The following is a 17,603-nucleotide window of genomic DNA, read 5'->3' on the forward strand; positions in this document are numbered from 1 at the left end:
CCATTTTGACATTAAGCTCAAAACATAACCTAACGGTCAATCTCTCCAAACACAATATCCTGGCTGGCTAAAATAGCTACACCATCCGCAAGCATGTGCCCTCTTACCATCTCATCATAACTTGATAAATGAGCAAATCCGGGAGCCCGAATTTTGAGCCGATAGGGCTTGTTTGCCCCATCAGAAACCAAATAGATACCAAATTCACCCTTAGGCGCTTCTACGGCGCTGTACACTTCGCCACGCGGTAGGGTAAAGCCTTCTGTAAACAATTTGAAATGGTGTATCAACGCTTCCATATCATGTTTCATGACGCTGCGACGGGGAGGCACGACCTTGTTATCATCGAGTTTGACAGGACCAGGATTATTGCGTAGCCACTCAATGCATTGTCTAATGATGCGGTTGGATTGACGCAGCTCTGCCACCCGTACCAGATAGCGATCATAACAATCACCGGTTTTACCTACTGGAACGTCAAAATCGACTTTATCATAAGCTGCATAAGGTTGTTTCTTACGCAAATCCCACGCTACACCGGAAGCTCTTAGCATAGGGCCGCTATAACCCCACTCCAGTGCCTGCTCGGGAGAAACTACGCCGATGTCTACTGTACGTTGCTTCCAAATACGGTTTTCGGTCAATAAGGATTCATATTCATCGACGCAACGAGGAAAACGCTCGGTGAATGCCCATAAAAAATCCAGCAAACTGCCCTGGCGGTTGGCATTCATTTTCTCGACTTCACGTTCATTATGCCAGCGTGATGGTTTATATTGCGGCATGGAATCAGGCAGATCGCGCGCTACGCCACCTGGCCGATAATATGTAGCGTGCATGCGTGCCCCAGACACGGCTTCATAACAATCAAACAAATCTTCACGCTCACGAAAGCAATATAAAAATACTGTCATCGCACCAATATCCAGTGCGGTGGCTCCCAGCCACAATAAATGATTCAATACTCTGGTTATTTCATCAAACATGGTGCGGATATACTGCGCTCTGAGTGGCGCTTCAATGCCTAATAATTTTTCCAGAGCACGCACATAGGCATGCTCATTGCACATCATGGATACATAATCCAAACGATCCATATAACCGATGCTTTGAATGTAAGGTTTACTTTCAGCCAGCTTTTCTGTGGCGCGATGCAGTAAACCAATGTGCGGATCTGCGCGGACAATGGTTTCACCATCCAACTCCATAACCAAACGGAGCACACCATGGGCCGCCGGATGTTGCGGACCAAAGTTCAGGGTATAATTTTGCAACTCAATCATGGTTCACCCCTTGATGCGTATCAACGTAACGGTTGTCACTGCGGATAACCTTCGGAACCAGAGTTCTGGGTTCGATGCTCACAGGCTCATATATAACCTTTTGCAACTGGGCATCGTAGCGCATTTCAACATGCCCAATGAGAGGGAAATCTTTGCGGAATGGGTGCCCTATAAAACCATAATCAGTCAAAATGCGGCGTAAATCCGGGTGACCTTCAAATAAAATACCATATAAATCATAAGCTTCACGCTCAAACCAATTTGCACTTTTCCAGATATGATGTACGGATGGCACAACCAAATGGGATTCTTCAATAAAAACTTTGACGCGCAATCTGTGGTTTTTAATGGTTGACAAAAAATGATATACCACAGCAAAGCGGGGCTTATTTAATGCGTAAGCTTTGGCTTCTAAAGGTTCCACGCCACGGGAAAAACCACTTTCGGTAGCCGACTCGGTTTCCCAGTCATATTCGCCATAATGCAAGTAATCAACTGCGCATACATCCATCAACTGATCAAAAGCAAACATTTCATGATTGCGTAATTGCTGCAAAACACTCAGCAACGAAGGTAAGCTGCATTCAATCGTAACTTCCCCTACAGCTTCTTCGATGGATAACAGGGATGTAGACAGCTCAGTTTGTAAGGATTCAATTAAACGTTCACTTTTTGTCATGTATTTATACCTTGATATGCTCAGAGCTCGCTGCCTTCTGGATTTTCAGTATGGATTACTTTGCCGGCAACAAGAGAGTTTTAATACAAACTCTTGGAATGGAATTTCCAGACCCTTCTACAAACAAACCTAAGCCTCAATAACGGCTTTATTTTTAATCTTATTCTGCAACTGGATAATCCCGTACAACAAGGCTTCAGCCGTTGGCGGGCAGCCAGGTACATAGACATCAACCGGGACAATGCGATCGCAGCCACGAACTACAGAGTAAGAATAATGATAATAACCACCGCCATTGGCGCATGATCCCATGGATATTACCCAACGGGGCTCAGGCATTTGATCATAAACTTTGCGCAGCGCAGGCGCCATTTTATTGCATAAGGTTCCGGCCACAATCATCACATCAGATTGCCTGGGGCTTGGACGGAAAATAATTCCAAAGCGATCTAGATCATAACGGGCCGCACCTACATGCATCATTTCTACTGCACAACAAGCCAACCCAAATGTCATCGGCCACATGGAACCACTGCGCGCCCAACCCAGCAATTTATCGACCGACGTGGTAACAAAACCATTTTTTTGTAGTTCTGAAGCAGCCATCACTCCCATTCCAGTGCCCCCCGCTTCCACTCATAAATAAAGCCAATCACCAACAAACCAAGGAAAATCATCATTGCAGAAAAACCAAACCAGCCGATTTTGCGCAATACTAATGCCCACGGGAAGAAAAACGCAGTTTCCAGATCAAAGATGATGAACAATATGGCAACCAGATAAAAACGCACGTCAAAGGGGATGCGAGAATTTTCAAATGCCTCAAATCCGCATTCGTAAGGAGCGTTTTTTTCCGGATCGGGTTTGTGGGTGGATAACAAAGAACCAGCACCGAGCATAACAGCGCCCAGCCCCAGTCCGACTATGATAAATACAAGAACAGGCAAATATTCAGATAACATCATTCGTATTGCTCATATAATGGTGCCGAAGGCCGGACTCGAACCGGCACGGCTTTCGCCACCGCCCCCTCAAGACGGCGTGTCTACCAATTCCACCACTTCGGCAAATCTCATCTCATCCTGTGACTGTAACAAAGTCACCCGTGCTCCAACACCATCCTTGATGAGGAAATAGAAATACTATTTATTGCTTTGTACCATCAACAGGTACAGGAATTTTATTGTCCGGGAGTGTAGCTTGCTTAGGTATAGCTTGCTGCTCAGCTTTTTGATATTGAGAAGAAACCATATAAGACAAAGACAGACTCGTGACAAAGAATGTCAAAGCCAAACCACCCGTAAGCTTAAACAAAAATCCGCCAGTGCCTTGACTGCCAAACAGTGTATTGGAAGCGCCCGAACCAAAGGCCGCACCGATGTCCGCGCCTTTGCCATGCTGAATCAGCACCAAGCCAATTATCACAATGGCAATCACCACATGAACCATTAATACTAATTGATACATTTCACTATTTCCACAAATTGTTGGGCATTAAGCGATGCACCCCCTACCAAACCGCCATCTATATCCGGCATGGCGAAAAGAGTGCGAGCATTTTCATCATTGACACTGCCCCCATACAATATAGTCAATTTTTGCGCGCCTTCTTGGTCGTACTGAGCAACGAAGCTACGTATAAATTCATGAACTTCCTGAGCCTGCTCCGGCAATGCTGTTTGTCCTGTGCCTATTGCCCAAACAGGTTCATAAGCAACGATGCAATTCCTGAACACATGCGAGCCATTTTGGGTAACCGCCAACAATTGGCGAGTTATCACGTCTTCAGTCAAACCTTGTTTTCGCTCTTCCAGGGTCTCCCCTACGCAAAGAACGGGTATCATATCATGATCTTTTACATGGTGGAATTTTTCCGCAACAAATTTTTCACCCTCATGAAATAAATGGCGGCGCTCGGAATGCCCTATCAATACATATCGACAATGATAGTCTCTAAGCATAGGAGCTGAAAGCTCCCCTGTATAAGCACCTGCTTCCCGAGGGTAAACATTTTGTGCCCCCCAGCTCAAACTCGTGTTTGCAAGCAAGCTTTGCACCAAAGGTAAATAAATTGCGGGAGGAAATACCACGCACTGCGCATCCATATTGCCAGGCAAAATTTGCAAAATGTCTTTTAATAATTGGGAAACGGTTTGTGCGCTTCCATTCATTTTCCAATTGCCCATGACCATGGTTTGCTTCATGACGCTTCCTCGTGATTCCTTAAATTCATGCATTGAGTAACGCAGCATCTTAACAAACACCCGGCATAATGCAAATAATAAAAATTCAAGTAAAACGATCCGGTAAGAATTATATTGGGAATGATTGACTGCTAGTTTGTAGTCAATGCCAAATAGGCCGCGAAGAGCTTTCCAATTTCAGCAAAGAAAATATCATGGCTTGAAAATAAGGTGGAAAAATAGATAAAAATATCTCCATCGAGCAAACCCTATTTTAGATGTAGTTCACTACGGCTACTTATTATTTAGTTGGGGCAGTTCTTGCTCTTCTTTGTTTGCGTCAGGCCTAATGTCACCCTCATTTAAATAAGGCTCCAACGCAGTTTTTACTCCGCTCAGTTTTTCTTTATAAGTTTGCGTAGGGCCTGGTGGGTCTGTCAGTAAATCAGTTAACTTGTACCCGAAAGCATGAAATGTGGCTGTAAGCAGAAGCCCCGGAAGCACACCGGTTAGTATAATGCCCACAACTGCAAGACCAAATAAAACTTTTCGTCCTGCCAAACTTGTGTCTTCTTTGATAAGGGCAAAATTTTTCTCATTTTCCGGAGAAAAAAATGCCCTGACTTTCGCTTCAGGAGAGCGGTTGTGATCATATAAAATTCCTTGCAAAGGTGCTAAGTGACTAGCATCCTTATGATTGCTTTTTAATGCATTTATATAAGAATTGGTCATCTCAAGCAACTCATCTACAGCCCAGTTAAGTTTTTTGTTTTTTTCAACTTCCCGGTTAATGAGCTCGCCATTTGTTAATCCCTGACCTACAGTAGAAGATGACTGGGCCAGAAAATCTTTGTATGCATTAATTTTGTCCTGGGTAGTTGCAGAACCTTCCAGCAACTGGGCTGCTTGTTGTGCAATTTGTATTATTTCTTCCCGCTTGGTTTTCTCTAAAATTCGATTGTCAGCCGTCACCTTCGCTTTTAAATCTTGCAATTCTTTAATAGCGCGGTATTCTTCCTTAAAAATATCACCGTTTTTTCTATTACTGTTAGGAGCTGTTTCGTCTAAATATTTTTCACATTGTTTAAGTTTTTCCAGTGGGCTTATGTTTTGCTGCATGAGCACAGCCAAGTCTGCCCCCACCCGCTGCGCCTCTGCATCAGGGCTTAAATTCTGCGCAACCGCCAAAACTTCCGCAGCACGATCAGTAAACCGTTGATGCAGATTATCCATCAGCCCAATGTTGGTGTTGTAGCCTTTGGGCACTTTTTCATACATGTAATTCTGGTATTTAATTACTTTTGCCGCATTGTCTAAACCTTCATCGCGTAGTTTCTCCAAATTAATACGAAGGTTTTCCTCTTGCTCATCCTTGCGCATTGCAAACAATTGTCCCAGCAAAGGCAAATCCTGGGTCACCGAAAGCTTGGCAATATCCTCCTCCAAATCTTTAAGCCCTCTTGCCACCTTAAGGTCAAAAAGAGTGCTTTTATCCTGCAAAGAAACCTGCTTTTCATCATTATGAGTAACACTTGGAGTTTTATTATCCCTGGCATAAATTTCAGGGTTTTGAGCAACACCATGAGGGTGCCTGGCGTATTCTTCTTCGCTCAATGCAAACACCTCATCTAACACTTTAGAAAAATTTTCCGCAGCATAAGATGATGCCTCACTGCCGCCATGGCCATCAAATACACCTAAGGCAAATGCGTTTTCCCCCACATTGGCAATGGCAACGGAAATATTATCCCCTGAACCATCCTTTGTCGCTTGCAAAGCCAGCTTTCTTGATAATTTATCCGGCGACTGGAAGCCAGGCTCGTCTAAATGTTGCAAACATTTCAGCAGATAAGCTTCATGTTCTTCTTTTGACTGCTTATTGGCCCCGGCCCCATCTGTAAAACCATCGCATGTGGTGATTACTTGGATTGAGGCAATTTGCTTTACATCAAGCTTAAGCTCACCCGCCAGATCCTGTACGTTATTAATGTCGATGCGGGCATCGGCACAAACTCCAGTAAACTCATGATCCCCAAGCGCCCGGGCAACTGCGAGGCGGCCCCCAACCCGATATTCCCCAAAGACTTTTGCAACAAAACCCCCAGCTTCTTTGATTCTATTTTGTTCAGTTTCATCACCGGGTTTATGAGTGATCTCATTAAGCCTTTTCACCCCCAAAGGCTTGCCTTGTTGGTCATAAAAAACAGCGAAACTTACGGCATCACCCAAAGTCGCTGTGATAAAATTGCCTTTTTTATCGCTAAGCGTCGTTGATACCGTAGTACCATCCTCAATTTGCTGCTCGCGGACCCCTTGATCAATTACTTTAAGCGCCGTCCACATGCGCTGCCGGGCTTGCTCCGGGCTGAGTGCATCGAATTTTTCATCTAATTGATGGATTGCCAGGGCGTCTTCCTGGCTATTTCGTTTGCCAATGGTTTCGAAAAAACCACTTGCAAGGTTTGCGCCTAGAAAAGATGAGTGTACGCTGGCGCTATCAGGTTTGGATATAATGGTCGTTGGTGTTACGGTAACAGGCATTTTATTCTCACTTAAACCCCATAACTTACATAATAGTACAAATTTTTTCCTATTATTTTAAAAATCCAGTAGCATAAGAAACAAGTTAAAATGGTTTTGGGTATCTTGCATGAACAAGGTTAACTGTTATTATCAAAGTGCTTTAAAATTGCATTTGCCAGCACAACTATTACCGGAAATACAAGCTTGCAGAATTTCTCTTGGCAACAGACATTTTTATTTTTATCAAGGCTTAACCCCCTTCAACTCGTTTGTCAGCACCGATGTTAGCCGCAATAACTATTGTGTTAACAAATTATTGGAAAATGCGGATATCCCCGTCCCCAAAGCCATTGATGTACATGTCAATGAGTTTAATGATGGTTTATTTAATAACAAACTTGCTCATTGCCCATATCCGTTACTTTTAAAACCACTTCATAAAACCAAGGAAAATTATGAATGTTTTCTGGCGGACGGTCCCTCTGAATTAAAAGCACAACTTGCCAAATTTTTTAAATTTTCGGAATTCGTAATCGTTGAGGAATCATACAATCATTTGCCTTGGTACCGGGTTTTAGTGTGTTATGGAAAAATTCTTGGCGTCGTAAAACAAAATAGACAAGGTTCTTTTACTGCCATTGACAAATCTATGTGTAAAGAAAATAAACGTTTATTTAAATTAGCAGCAGCTGTCTTAAATTTAAATCTTGTGGAATTCTCAGTAGCCTGCCCGGATTTGCATACCCCACTCACGCTTACTCAAGGGGCCATTGTTGAGGTATACAATGATCCAGATGTGCATGCCTATGAACATCCATCTACCGGGATACCAATACCCGTAACGCAATCGATCTTGCGCCGTTTGATTTTCCGCCACCCGCTACCGTATTTGCAATGCATCATTCGCTCCCTTCGCAATCGATAATTTTGGAAATTCATGGATAGAAGCGGATGAACAATGTTTCTATACTTCCTAAGCAGGGAAACATAGAAGTTGGAATGAATGTGGCATGGCTACATGCTGGGGGAATTAGATAAAATTGTAATTCTTATTCAGCATTTACATATATATAGAGAGTAGGGATCTAATGCTTTGTTGCCGGAATTTACATTTAACAGGTTATGTAAATCTCTAAATGCCAAATAACCTGTACCTTTTATATCCCCAGCATAAAAGTTAATAAATTTGCTGTAATCGTTTAACAAATTTCTAGTCCTGATCATATTTTATTTAGAATCCTGTGTTTCGGCTATGTTAACAACTAAAGACTATTGTTACCTCATAAATAACGTTGCCTGAATGCAACCACGGTATTGACGAAATTTACTATCTTATGATTAAAATTTTTAACTGCAGGCAGTTGTTAATAATTTTTGAAACCGTTTAAAACTATCCAAAAAGCTGTATTTTTTTTATTAAAATATAAAAATTGATTTTTCTGAATATTTTTTATACAATTTGCTTTTTGGATAAATTTATGCAAAATGTCTATTTTAAGAACCAAGAACAACATTTTTTCCATTCTTTCCCTGCGAAAGAAAAAAATTCACTGCAGGCAAAACCGCAGCAAGTTCTAGTCAATGCATTGGCACGAGAAGATTTAACGATTGCCGCCGATTTGCCTTCCCCATTGAAACCAAATTCTTTTGCATTGATAAAAAAAACAGATTGGCAGATTTTTTATGTTAATGCAGAAGCGGAGCCTTTGCTTTTAAATCCAGATGATTTCCCCAATAAAAGTGCGGTAGAAAATTTAAAAAAAATTCTGGCAAAAACGGCCTCCCCACAAATGCCACTATTACAAAACCTTATTATCCGCGCCGCCGTTGAAACTGTATTAGCTTCGGATGCGAAATTTAATTTATGTGATGAAGTCGGGATTGGAGAATGCAAGCGGGGAAAATTCCTGTTTTCCAATGATTTTGGTCCTTGCCAAATCGTTTTTGCACGCTTAACCAATGGTGATTATGCCCTCTTTCATGCGACCAAGATGGTACATAATAATGAAATGCAACAATTTGTTGATTTAATAAAAAAAGACGTGGTTGATGTCTTCGTTGTGCAAAAGCGCTCCCTTAAAGTCAACTTGGACAAAGCGCCAAGCCTTGCCATTTCTTTGGCTAAAGAGTTAGGCCGTTCTATTGTAAAACGCCTGGAAGTCGCTGATTATCATGGAATTGTTATTGATGGCCACAATAAACAAGTGATCATTGCCCCCAATGTAGTGAAGCAATTTTCGGGAAAAAAACTCGAAGTGCAAGGTGAGCTTATAAAACAAAACTATGAGCAGGGTATTGATATCAATCAAAGTATTTTTGATGCGTTTAAAGTGATGAATTTCGAATATAACAAATTACATAAAAAAACTGAAAGCCTTCCCAGTGTTGTTGTCGGCTTAGTCGAAATCCCTGGCGCATGGGTGATTGATGCAGCTATGTCGCTGCGTAAATCACACCCCCATAACAACAATTCTACAACTTTCTTCCCCCAGGAGGAAAAACCTTTATCACTGGAAGAAAGCTTAAAAATTATTTGCGGCACACGCTACCAATACCATCACACCCTCACCAAAATTGATGATCTTGCAGAACCTTGCGAAGAAACCAATGCAACGACTAAAACTCAATCAAAAAAATCGGGGGGCTGCCTGCTGATGTAACAGCCATAGACCATCGCAAACGACTTAAGGCAAAAGCCTTAGTCACGCGATGGCATTCGTGTTTTTAAGTTGCGTTTCAATGTGTTTGATTTCTGCACAGAGTTCTTTGGCATAATGTTGTACTTGCGAACCATTCTGGCCTTCTACCATGATTCTTAATAATGGTTCTGTTCCGGAAGGCCGTAAAAGAACTCGTCCGTCACCATTTAATTTTCTATCCAAAGCCTGTACGGCATCCAAAACTAATGCATGTTTAGCCAGTATACCTGCATGCTCGGTTTTTAAATTTACCAGTGCCTGCGGCAGCATCGTTATTCCCTCGCACAATTGTTGCAGGGTTTTCTGCTGCTTCACCATGATGGCTAATACCTGCAATGCAGCGACGATTCCATCGCCGGTGGTGGTTTTGTCAAGACACACCACATGCCCTGAGGATTCACCGCCAATACGCCAATTTTTTTCTTTCAAAGCCTCAAGTACATAGCGGTCACCCACCTGGGCCCGCAAGAAAGAAACCCCCATAGCGGCAATTGCTTTTTCCAAGCCGTAATTGCTCATCAAGGTACCGACTACTCCTCCCGACAGCAAGCCTTTTTGATGGCGATCTCGGGCGATGATGTAAATAATTTGATCACCATTGATTAAATTACCTTCAGCATCTACGAGAACCACCCGGTCACCATCACCATCTAAGCCAACGCCAATGTCGGCGCCTGTAGCTACCACTTGTTTGCACAAACTTTCAGGAGCAGTGGAGCCACAACCTTGATTAATATTAAATCCGTCTGGCTTATCGCCAATGGCAATTACTTCAGCGCCTAATTCACTAAACACATTGGGTGCGATGTGATAAGTGGCCCCATTTGCACAATCCACGACGATTTTTAAGCCAGACAAGCGAGTTAAAGAAGGAATAGTGGACTTACAAAATTCGATGTAACGCCCTGGAGCATCCGTGATGCGGCTGGCTTTACCCAATTGCACAGAAGGTACGGTTTGCAATTTTTTTTCCAACTCAGCTTCGATTTCCAATTCAATGCTGTCAGGTAATTTGCTTCCATCTGCCGAGAAAAATTTAATGCCGTTATCTTCAAATAAATTATGCGAAGCGCTGATGACAATTCCAGCATTGGCCCGCAGCGTTTGCGTCAGATAAGCAATAGCTGGGGTGGGCATGGGGCCTAGCAGTTTTACATCCACTCCAGCTGCTGACAGCCCCGCTTCCAGAGCTGATTCCAGCATATAACCGGAAATACGAGTATCTTTGCCTATCAGTACTTTTTTGCGCTCTCCATTTGCCAAAACCCTGCCGACCGCCCAACCTAATTTTAAAATGAATTCAGGATTAATGCTGGATAAACCTACCTGGCCGCGAATTCCGTCGGTACCAAAATATTTACGCTGACTCATTCCTTTTCTATGCCTCCCTTAATAATGGCATCGACAACATGTAACGCTTGGCGCGTTTCCTCCACATCGTGCGTTCTGATTATAGTAACCCCCTGCAAAGCTGCAAATACAGAAATGGCAATACCTCCAACCAGCCGCTCTGAAACAGGTTTTTTCAATAGTATACCCAACGTACTTTTGCGCGAAACACCCAATAAGAGAGGGCGCTTATGCAGGTGGAACTCAGCCATACGCTTGACTAAGTTTAAATTATGTTGCACAGATTTACCGAAACCAAAACCTGGATCCAAAATCAAATACTCTGGCGGAATGCCTGCTTGCTGACAAGCAATCATCCGTTCTTTAAAAAAATCATTAATTTCCGCAACTACATCCTTGGCATAACTGGGATTATTTTGCATGGATTGAGGATGCCCTTGCATATGCATTAGGCAAACAGGCACGCCCAATGTGGCCGCCGTACTTAAAGCATTCTCACTGCGTAACCCCATGATGTCGTTGATGCAGCCAACGCCAGCCGCCACTGCTTCCCGCATGACTTCCGCTTTATAGGTATCAATTGCCATGCAGACATCGCTGGCAGCTCGTATGCGTGCAATCACCGGCATTACGCGGTTAAGCTCTTCGGCCGCGGAAATTGGCTCTGCTCCAGGTTTTGAAGATTCCCCACCGATATCGATAAGATCAGCACCTTCTGCAACCATGCGCATTGCTTGCTCATAAGCATGAATCGGGTCAAGAAATCGCCCGCCATCCGAGAAAGAATCCGGAGTAACATTCAGCACCCCCATGATCAATGGCTTGTGTGACTGGGCGGGAAAAACCGGGGGGAAAGTACTACCCTTACACCAAAGACGAAACTGCTCGCTATTCACAATTTATTCTCAATAAAATTAGCTAGAAAGAATATATGCTGATGACACTGTCAATGCTCACGGGCGGGATCATCCACAGCTTTTTTAGCAAGCTTCACCGAGGAATCCTTATCCTGAAAATCACCGGAAGGAGGTGTTTTATCCAGTTTCACGCTGTCCCAATCCTCAGGCGGGGATGGAACTCTCCCGGACATGATTTCATTAATTTGTTTCACATCGATCGTTTCGTATTTAATCAAGCCTTCTGCCATTAGATGCAGTTTATCCATATTTTCTGTAAGAATGTTCACGGCGCGTTGATAGTTTCTATCAATAATTTGCCGCACTTCTTCATCGATTTGCTGAGCGGTTTGATCCGAAATTTCCTTGTTTTGCGTTACCGTACGGCCAAGAAATACTTCCCCTTCTTCCTGGCCAAATGTTAGTGGACCTAAGTTAGATAAACCCCAACTCGTAACCATTTTACGCGCAATTTCGGTGGCACGCATAATGTCATTAGAAGCACCTGTCGTCACGCTGTCGGCGCCAAAGATCAATTCCTCTGCCACACGGCCGCCAAATAAGCTGGCTAATTGACTTTCCAGGCGGCGTTTGCTGTGGCTGTAACGATCTTGCTCAGGTAAAAACATGGTAACGCCAAGCGCCCTGCCCCTAGGTATGATAGTGACTTTATAAACTGGATCATGTTCCGGCACCAGCAAACCTACGATGGCATGCCCAGCCTCATGGTATGCGGTCAATTTTTTCTCATTTTCATCCATTACCATGGAGCGGCGCTCTGCACCCATCATGATTTTATCCTTGGCCTTATCAAGCTCGAGCATGCCTACTTTACGCTTGTTAGCACGTGCGGCAAAAAGGGCTGCCTCATTGACCAAATTGGCAAGATCAGCACCTGAAAACCCAGGGGTTCCGCGGGCGATGGAAAGAACGTCTACATTCGTATCGATAGGCACTTTGCCCAAATGCACTTTGAGAATTTGCTCACGGCCACGTATATCCGGCAATGGCACCACCACCTGGCGATCAAAACGGCCGGGACGCAACAGCGCGGGGTCAAGCACATCCGGGCGGTTTGTTGCAGCAATCACAATCACCCCTTCATTGCCTTCAAACCCATCCATTTCTACCAATAATTGGTTTAAAGTCTGCTCGCGTTCATCATGCCCGCCACCGAGGCCCGCGCCACGATGGCGCCCTACTGCGTCAATTTCATCGATAAAAATAATGCAGGGGGCTTGTTTTTTTGCCTGCTCGAACATATCGCGCACCCGCGATGCACCCACTCCGACAAACATTTCCACGAAATCGGAGCCGGAAATAGTAAAAAACGGAACCTTGGCTTCCCCAGCTACCGCTCTCGCCAGCAGGGTTTTACCTGTTCCAGGGGAACCCACGAGCAAAACGCCGCGCGGAATACGCCCGCCCAATTTCTGAAATTTCGTTGGATCGCGCAAAAAATCAACCAATTCTTTAACTTCTTCCTTGGCTTCATCTACGCCAGCCACATCGGCAAACGTGACTTTAACCTGATCCTCACCCAGCAGGCGGGCTCTTGAGCGCCCAAATGACATGGCACCACGGCCGCCGCCGCCCTGCATTTGCCGCATAAAGAATACCCACACGCCAATCAGGAGCAGCATAGGGAACCAATTAATGAAGAGATGCAGTAAAAAGCTTTCTTGCTGTTTTTCCTGCCCGCTAATATCTACATTATTTTTTAGCAATTCACCTAAAAGAGCACTGTCTTGCATGGGCATATACGTCACAAAACGGTGGTTATTTTTATTAACGCCACGAATAACCTTGCTGTCTTCAATGGTGACTGAATTGACCATCCCCTGATCCACTTCCTTGAGGAACTGGGTGTATGAAATTTTTTCAGTGGAGGCATGACGAGGGCCAAAGTTGCTGAATACAGAAACGAGCACAATGGCTATAATCAACCATAAAAATAAATTTTTTACCATATCGTTCAAAGTCTTAACCTCTCTTGTGACGTAATTTTTTACGACGTAAGAATTATAACGTTACTATAAATTATAGCCCTTAGCCAGCAAATAGGTTTCTCGCGAACGTGCCCTGGACGCCAACGGTTTACGAATCACCACTTGTGCAAATTGTTGCCGTGCATTTTTTATCAATTCATCAAACCCGCTGCCATGAAAAATCTTCATCAATAACACGCCACCAGGCTTTAGCATGTTGCTAGCAAAATCAAAAGCCAATTCAGCCAGATACATTGCCCGGGGGATATCAATTGCACTTGCACCACTCATATTGGGGGCCATATCGGATAAAACAACATCCACTCCACGTTTCGGCACGACTTGTTGTAATTCTTGCAGGATTTCATCCTCACGAAAATCGCCCAGAATAAACTGCACGTCCGCAAGTGCATCCATTGGCAATATATCCAATGCAACAATTTTTCCGGAGCCTTTCAGTTTTTCGGTTACGTATTGAGTCCAGCCTCCAGGCGCAGCGCCTAAATCCACTACCGTCATACCGGGCTTTAATAAATTTTCCTTAAGATCAATTTCTTTAAGCTTATACACAGCGCGGCTGCGATAGCCTTCGATTTGTGCTTTTTTGACATAAGTATCGTCAAAATGTTCTTGCAACCAGCGTTTACTGCTTTTGGAGCGCGGCATAACCCATCATTATGTTATGGAAGTTCCTTTATATCATACTGAAAAACGCTATCTTTTCCCAGCAAAACGTGCAATAATTTACCATTTTACTCAAAAGACAAAAACACCTTAATTATTTCTTCAGCAATAAACTTGCAATTGCAAGCATTTTGGGAATTGGAAACCGTGGATACCGCATTCAAACAAACCTTAAAAGCAAAAGCTCATCACTTAAAACCCGTTATCCTGATAGGCAGTAAGGGATTGACTCCGGCTGTAATTGAGGAAACACATGCGGCCCTGCTCGCACATGAATTGATCAAAGTTAAAATTAATGGCGCGGAAAAAGAAGATCGCCAAGCCATGGCTATTGAATTGTGTGAACAATTGCAAGCTGAACTGGTACAACTGATCGGAAATACGGCGATAATTTACCGTAAGAATGATGAGAAATAACATCTCACCCAAACTAAATCTGCTTACACATGCGATTTAAAACCGGGGCAATGTATATTTCGTGAAAACAGGCCGCAGATGCGTGATGGGTTAGCATGGGAATGCAGACGCACTGCTAAGCTTTACAAACGATGCCTGTTTGTATCACTCCCTACCTGCCATACCAAATTTATATAAGGATTTCATTATTTTTACCACACAAAGAATTTTTGCACCTGTTTATAAAAACCTGGCTTTTTTAAAAAAAATTAGAATAATTTATCTTGATTGAAAACAATATATGCATTACCGTTTTACCCCATGATCCTACAATACATACCTAATGCCCTGACCATTGCTCGCTTGGTTTTGATTGCACCATTTTTGGTATTTCTTTATCAACAAGAGTATGACGGTGCTTTTTATATTTTTCTTTCTGCAGGCCTCACCGATGGCTTGGACGGGTGGCTTGCCCGACATTTTCGCTGGCAAAGCAAATTCGGTTCCTTTATTGATCCGCTGGCTGACAAGCTCTTGATTGCATCTAGCTTTATTTCCTTGGCTTTAATCGGTAAATTAACCTGGTGGCTAGTCGCATTAGTTTTCTTACGAGATTTAACTATTTCCTTTGGCGTATTGGCTTGGTATTGGCTTATTCAGCGCAAGCTTAGTTTTAATCCTACTTTTTTAAGTAAACTCAATACGGCCTTGCAATTACTGCTGGTAACTCTCTGTCTTTTTGAGTTGGCTTATTTTAACTTTTCACCCTACCTCACGGAAATATTAGTCTTATTCACGGCTTTTACGACTGCCGCCACTTACATTGACTATGTTTGGACTTGGGGAAGAAAAGCTTATCTAAGCCGGCATCCCGAGGCTTGATTAATTATTAACACGTTGTTTGGCTCACAGACATGAATCGACAATTGGCCCTGGCAATTCAACTGAATGATGAAGCAACTCTTACGGATTTTTGTTGGGAAGGCAATCCTTTGTTGCAGCAACACATAACAGCCATCATGCAAAGCCACAACGAACGCTTTCTGTTTCTATGGGGGACAGAGGGAAGCGGAAAATCCCACCTTTTGCAAGCATGTTGTCACGCTAGCAAATCGCATGCCGCCATTTATTTGCCTTTAAATCTCTTAAAAGAATGGGGGCCGCAAGTACTTGATGGTTTGGAAGAACAAAAACTCATTTGTATTGATGATGTCGATGCCATAGCAAAAGACCGTGCTTGGGAAGAAGCTCTTTTCCATCTATACAATCGAGTTCGCGATAATGAAAGCGCCGTATTAATTATGTCAGGAAAACATTCGCCGGCACACACTCCCATTTCTTTGCCAGATTTACGCTCACGCTTGAGCTGGGGGCTTGCATTGCAACTTCACGAATTAAGCGATGACAATAAAATTAATACTTTAATCGCCCGCGCGCAAAAGCGAGGGTTTGATTTACCGACCAATGTTGGGCAATTTCTATTAAACCGCTGTGCGCGCAACATGCATGACTTATTAACATTGCTGGACCGCCTCGATGAAGCATCTCTGATCGCGCAACGCAAAATAACCATTCCTTTCGTAAAAAATATACTTGGTGTTTAGGTTAAATCTTACTATTGCAATGTTTTTATAGCGCTTAAGTCTTCCTGAGCGGTTTTTTCTTGATTTGGGAGTGGAGTAAAAAAACCAGCGCCCTTTAACCGCGGCGAAAGAGGAATAACATTGCTGCCCCTTTGTTCATTACCGGATTGCAGCAATGGTGTTTCTGTAGGGGTTAATGTTTGAATAGTTTGCTTTAAGGTGCTGACTTCTTGGCAATGGTTTATTTGCTGGTCAAGTTTTCTTTCCAATTTCTCAAGTTTTGCCAGCTGATGGGCTATTATTGCTTCATCTGCCAAGGCATCAATTTTTTCTTGATCCAGACCAAACCAGCGCCCCACCAAATTTTCAAGCCCCGGGCGTTCGATAAACCAATAAGTATACAAAGCAGCAAGTCCCACCGCCACGCTGACTAAAAGGATAGGCCAGAAAGTAGGCGCCACGGAAGCCACAAAAAAACCAGCAATGGCCATAGCCAAAGATTGCCCTGCAAAAAATCCACCGCCAAAAAAGAGGACGCCGGTAACTGCCGCAATCACAAGCTTCATGATTCGAATATGCGGTGCGTGCAATCTGGTTTCGTATATTTCGCGCGCCTCATCCATGCTTTTATAGCGATGTTTGAGCATGGCAATCATTTCTTTTAAGCTATTTAACTCATTTAATGCATCTTCCCCTGATAATTGCTCCACCTTGGGATAATACTCATCAATTTTTTTTCTTAGTAATTTTATTTGCTCTATTTGCCTTAAAAAGACATCGATTAATTGAGACGATTCTTGTAATTTCACCCCTAGATTCGAGGAAATGGCTAATAAATCGAACCCATAAAATACCACCACCGACAAGAAAGAAAATGCTAAACCGGCAATAAAAATAACGGAAGAAGGTACAGCTTCGAACATCCCTAAAATAGCAGCGATGCCATCAAAACCTTCGCATATTGCCAAAACTGTGCCGGCAATAAGCAAAGCGACGAATTGCACCTTATTATACCAAGGGGCAGGCAGTTCATTTGTATTATCAATTTCCTCATTTTCAAGGAAGGAACCATGCAAGTCTTCCAGCAGAGCAGCACGCAAAGATTCCATTTTATAGCGAAGGGTTACAGGATATTGCGGGCTGGTTTTTAGCCAGGCTACTAATTCATGCCTGAAGATTTTCTCTTTGCTCCCAAATGGTTGGAAGAAATCTTGCTGAGTTTCGCTATCACTAATTGTCTGTTGCCTAATGCTGCCAATTAACTCCTGCGATTTTTCACTTAATGCCACCAGTTTCATCGTTATCGCCTGACTTGGTTGAGTGGATGCAACCACTTGCC

Annotated in this window: 17 protein-coding genes and 1 tRNA gene; 5 read left to right on the forward strand and 13 right to left on the reverse strand. The window is 43.3% G+C overall.

The window, feature by feature from the left end; all coding sequences use genetic code 11:
* Positions 1-29 precede the first annotated feature (29 nt).
* The 8 genes from ELY11_RS06125 to ELY11_RS06160 form a co-directional block, all read right to left on the reverse strand.
* Positions 30-1,283 (reverse strand): NADH-quinone oxidoreductase subunit D, encoded by a 1,254-nt coding sequence (locus ELY11_RS06125; RefSeq protein WP_127032703.1) that lies wholly within the window; start codon positions 1,281-1,283, stop codon positions 30-32.
* Positions 1,276-1,962, reverse strand: coding sequence for an NADH-quinone oxidoreductase subunit C (locus tag ELY11_RS06130; RefSeq protein ID WP_126953395.1), 687 nt, complete (start codon positions 1,960-1,962; stop codon positions 1,276-1,278). The genes ELY11_RS06125 and ELY11_RS06130 overlap by 8 nt, the downstream gene beginning before the upstream one ends.
* Before the next feature lie 129 nt (positions 1,963-2,091).
* Positions 2,092-2,568, reverse strand: coding sequence for a NuoB/complex I 20 kDa subunit family protein (locus tag ELY11_RS06135; protein WP_126953396.1), 477 nt, complete (start codon positions 2,566-2,568; stop codon positions 2,092-2,094).
* Positions 2,568-2,924 carry an NADH-quinone oxidoreductase subunit A gene (locus ELY11_RS06140; protein WP_126953459.1) on the reverse strand — a complete coding sequence of 119 codons (357 nt, stop codon included), beginning with the start codon at positions 2,922-2,924 and terminating at the stop codon, positions 2,568-2,570. The genes ELY11_RS06135 and ELY11_RS06140 overlap by 1 nt, the downstream gene beginning before the upstream one ends.
* Before the next feature lie 20 nt (positions 2,925-2,944).
* Positions 2,945-3,029 (reverse strand) — tRNA-Leu (locus tag ELY11_RS06145).
* A gap of 79 nt (positions 3,030-3,108) precedes the next feature.
* A complete protein-coding gene (gene secG, locus ELY11_RS06150; protein WP_127032704.1) occupies positions 3,109-3,429 on the reverse strand; it encodes a preprotein translocase subunit SecG in 321 nt (106 codons plus the stop codon).
* A complete protein-coding gene (tpiA, locus tag ELY11_RS06155) occupies positions 3,417-4,166 on the reverse strand; it encodes a triose-phosphate isomerase (RefSeq protein ID WP_127032705.1) in 750 nt (249 codons plus the stop codon). Before tpiA ends, secG begins: the two co-directional genes overlap by 13 nt.
* Positions 4,167-4,439: 273 nt before the next feature.
* On the reverse strand, positions 4,440-6,686 hold the full coding sequence (locus ELY11_RS06160) for a PP2C family serine/threonine-protein phosphatase (protein ID WP_127032706.1): 2,247 nt from the start codon (positions 6,684-6,686) through the stop codon (positions 4,440-4,442).
* A gap of 109 nt (positions 6,687-6,795) precedes the next feature.
* Here ELY11_RS06160 and ELY11_RS06165 point away from each other — a divergent pair, with 109 nt between their 5' ends.
* Both ELY11_RS06165 and ELY11_RS06170 read left to right on the forward strand, forming a co-directional pair.
* A complete protein-coding gene (locus ELY11_RS06165) occupies positions 6,796-7,593 on the forward strand; it encodes a D-alanine--D-alanine ligase family protein (RefSeq protein WP_126953400.1) in 798 nt (265 codons plus the stop codon).
* A gap of 553 nt (positions 7,594-8,146) precedes the next feature.
* Positions 8,147-9,328, forward strand: coding sequence for a hypothetical protein (locus ELY11_RS06170; RefSeq protein ID WP_127032707.1), 1,182 nt, complete (start codon positions 8,147-8,149; stop codon positions 9,326-9,328).
* 42 nt (positions 9,329-9,370) lie between these two features.
* On the opposite strand, the gene glmM is transcribed toward ELY11_RS06170, so the two are convergent.
* The 4 genes from glmM to rlmE all read right to left on the reverse strand — a co-directional run bounded on the left by glmM (position 9,371) and on the right by rlmE (position 14,267).
* Entirely contained in the window at positions 9,371-10,738 is a 1,368-nt protein-coding gene (gene glmM, locus ELY11_RS06175; protein ID WP_127032708.1) for a phosphoglucosamine mutase, read from the reverse strand.
* Complete coding sequence (gene folP, locus ELY11_RS06180; protein ID WP_233579712.1) at positions 10,735-11,613, reverse strand: dihydropteroate synthase; 879 nt, start codon at positions 11,611-11,613, stop codon at positions 10,735-10,737. Before folP ends, glmM begins: the two co-directional genes overlap by 4 nt.
* 50 nt (positions 11,614-11,663) lie before the next feature.
* A complete protein-coding gene (ftsH, locus tag ELY11_RS06185) occupies positions 11,664-13,583 on the reverse strand; it encodes an ATP-dependent zinc metalloprotease FtsH (RefSeq protein ID WP_199737636.1) in 1,920 nt (639 codons plus the stop codon).
* 63 nt (positions 13,584-13,646) lie between these two features.
* Entirely contained in the window at positions 13,647-14,267 is a 621-nt protein-coding gene (gene rlmE, locus ELY11_RS06190; RefSeq protein ID WP_126953404.1) for a 23S rRNA (uridine(2552)-2'-O)-methyltransferase RlmE, read from the reverse strand.
* 165 nt (positions 14,268-14,432) lie between these two features.
* On the opposite strand from rlmE, the gene yhbY reads away from it, so the two are divergent.
* From yhbY to hda, 3 genes are all read left to right on the forward strand, one after another.
* Positions 14,433-14,702: a ribosome assembly RNA-binding protein YhbY gene (gene yhbY, locus ELY11_RS06195; protein WP_126953461.1), complete on the forward strand. Its 270-nt coding sequence runs from the start codon at positions 14,433-14,435 to the stop codon at positions 14,700-14,702.
* Between the two features lie 300 nt (positions 14,703-15,002).
* Positions 15,003-15,563 carry a CDP-alcohol phosphatidyltransferase family protein gene (locus ELY11_RS06200; RefSeq protein ID WP_126953405.1) on the forward strand — a complete coding sequence of 187 codons (561 nt, stop codon included), beginning with the start codon at positions 15,003-15,005 and terminating at the stop codon, positions 15,561-15,563.
* A 32-nt stretch (positions 15,564-15,595) separates the two neighbouring features.
* A complete protein-coding gene (gene hda / locus ELY11_RS06205) occupies positions 15,596-16,285 on the forward strand; it encodes a DnaA regulatory inactivator Hda (RefSeq protein ID WP_126953406.1) in 690 nt (229 codons plus the stop codon).
* A gap of 11 nt (positions 16,286-16,296) precedes the next feature.
* On the opposite strand, the gene ELY11_RS06210 is transcribed toward hda, so the two are convergent.
* A complete protein-coding gene (locus ELY11_RS06210; RefSeq protein WP_126953407.1) occupies positions 16,297-17,562 on the reverse strand; it encodes a hypothetical protein in 1,266 nt (421 codons plus the stop codon).
* Positions 17,563-17,603 lie beyond the last annotated feature (41 nt).

Origin of the sequence: Legionella septentrionalis, assembly GCF_003989745.1 — a bacterium.
Classification (GTDB): domain Bacteria; phylum Pseudomonadota; class Gammaproteobacteria; order Legionellales; family Legionellaceae; genus Legionella_A; species Legionella_A septentrionalis.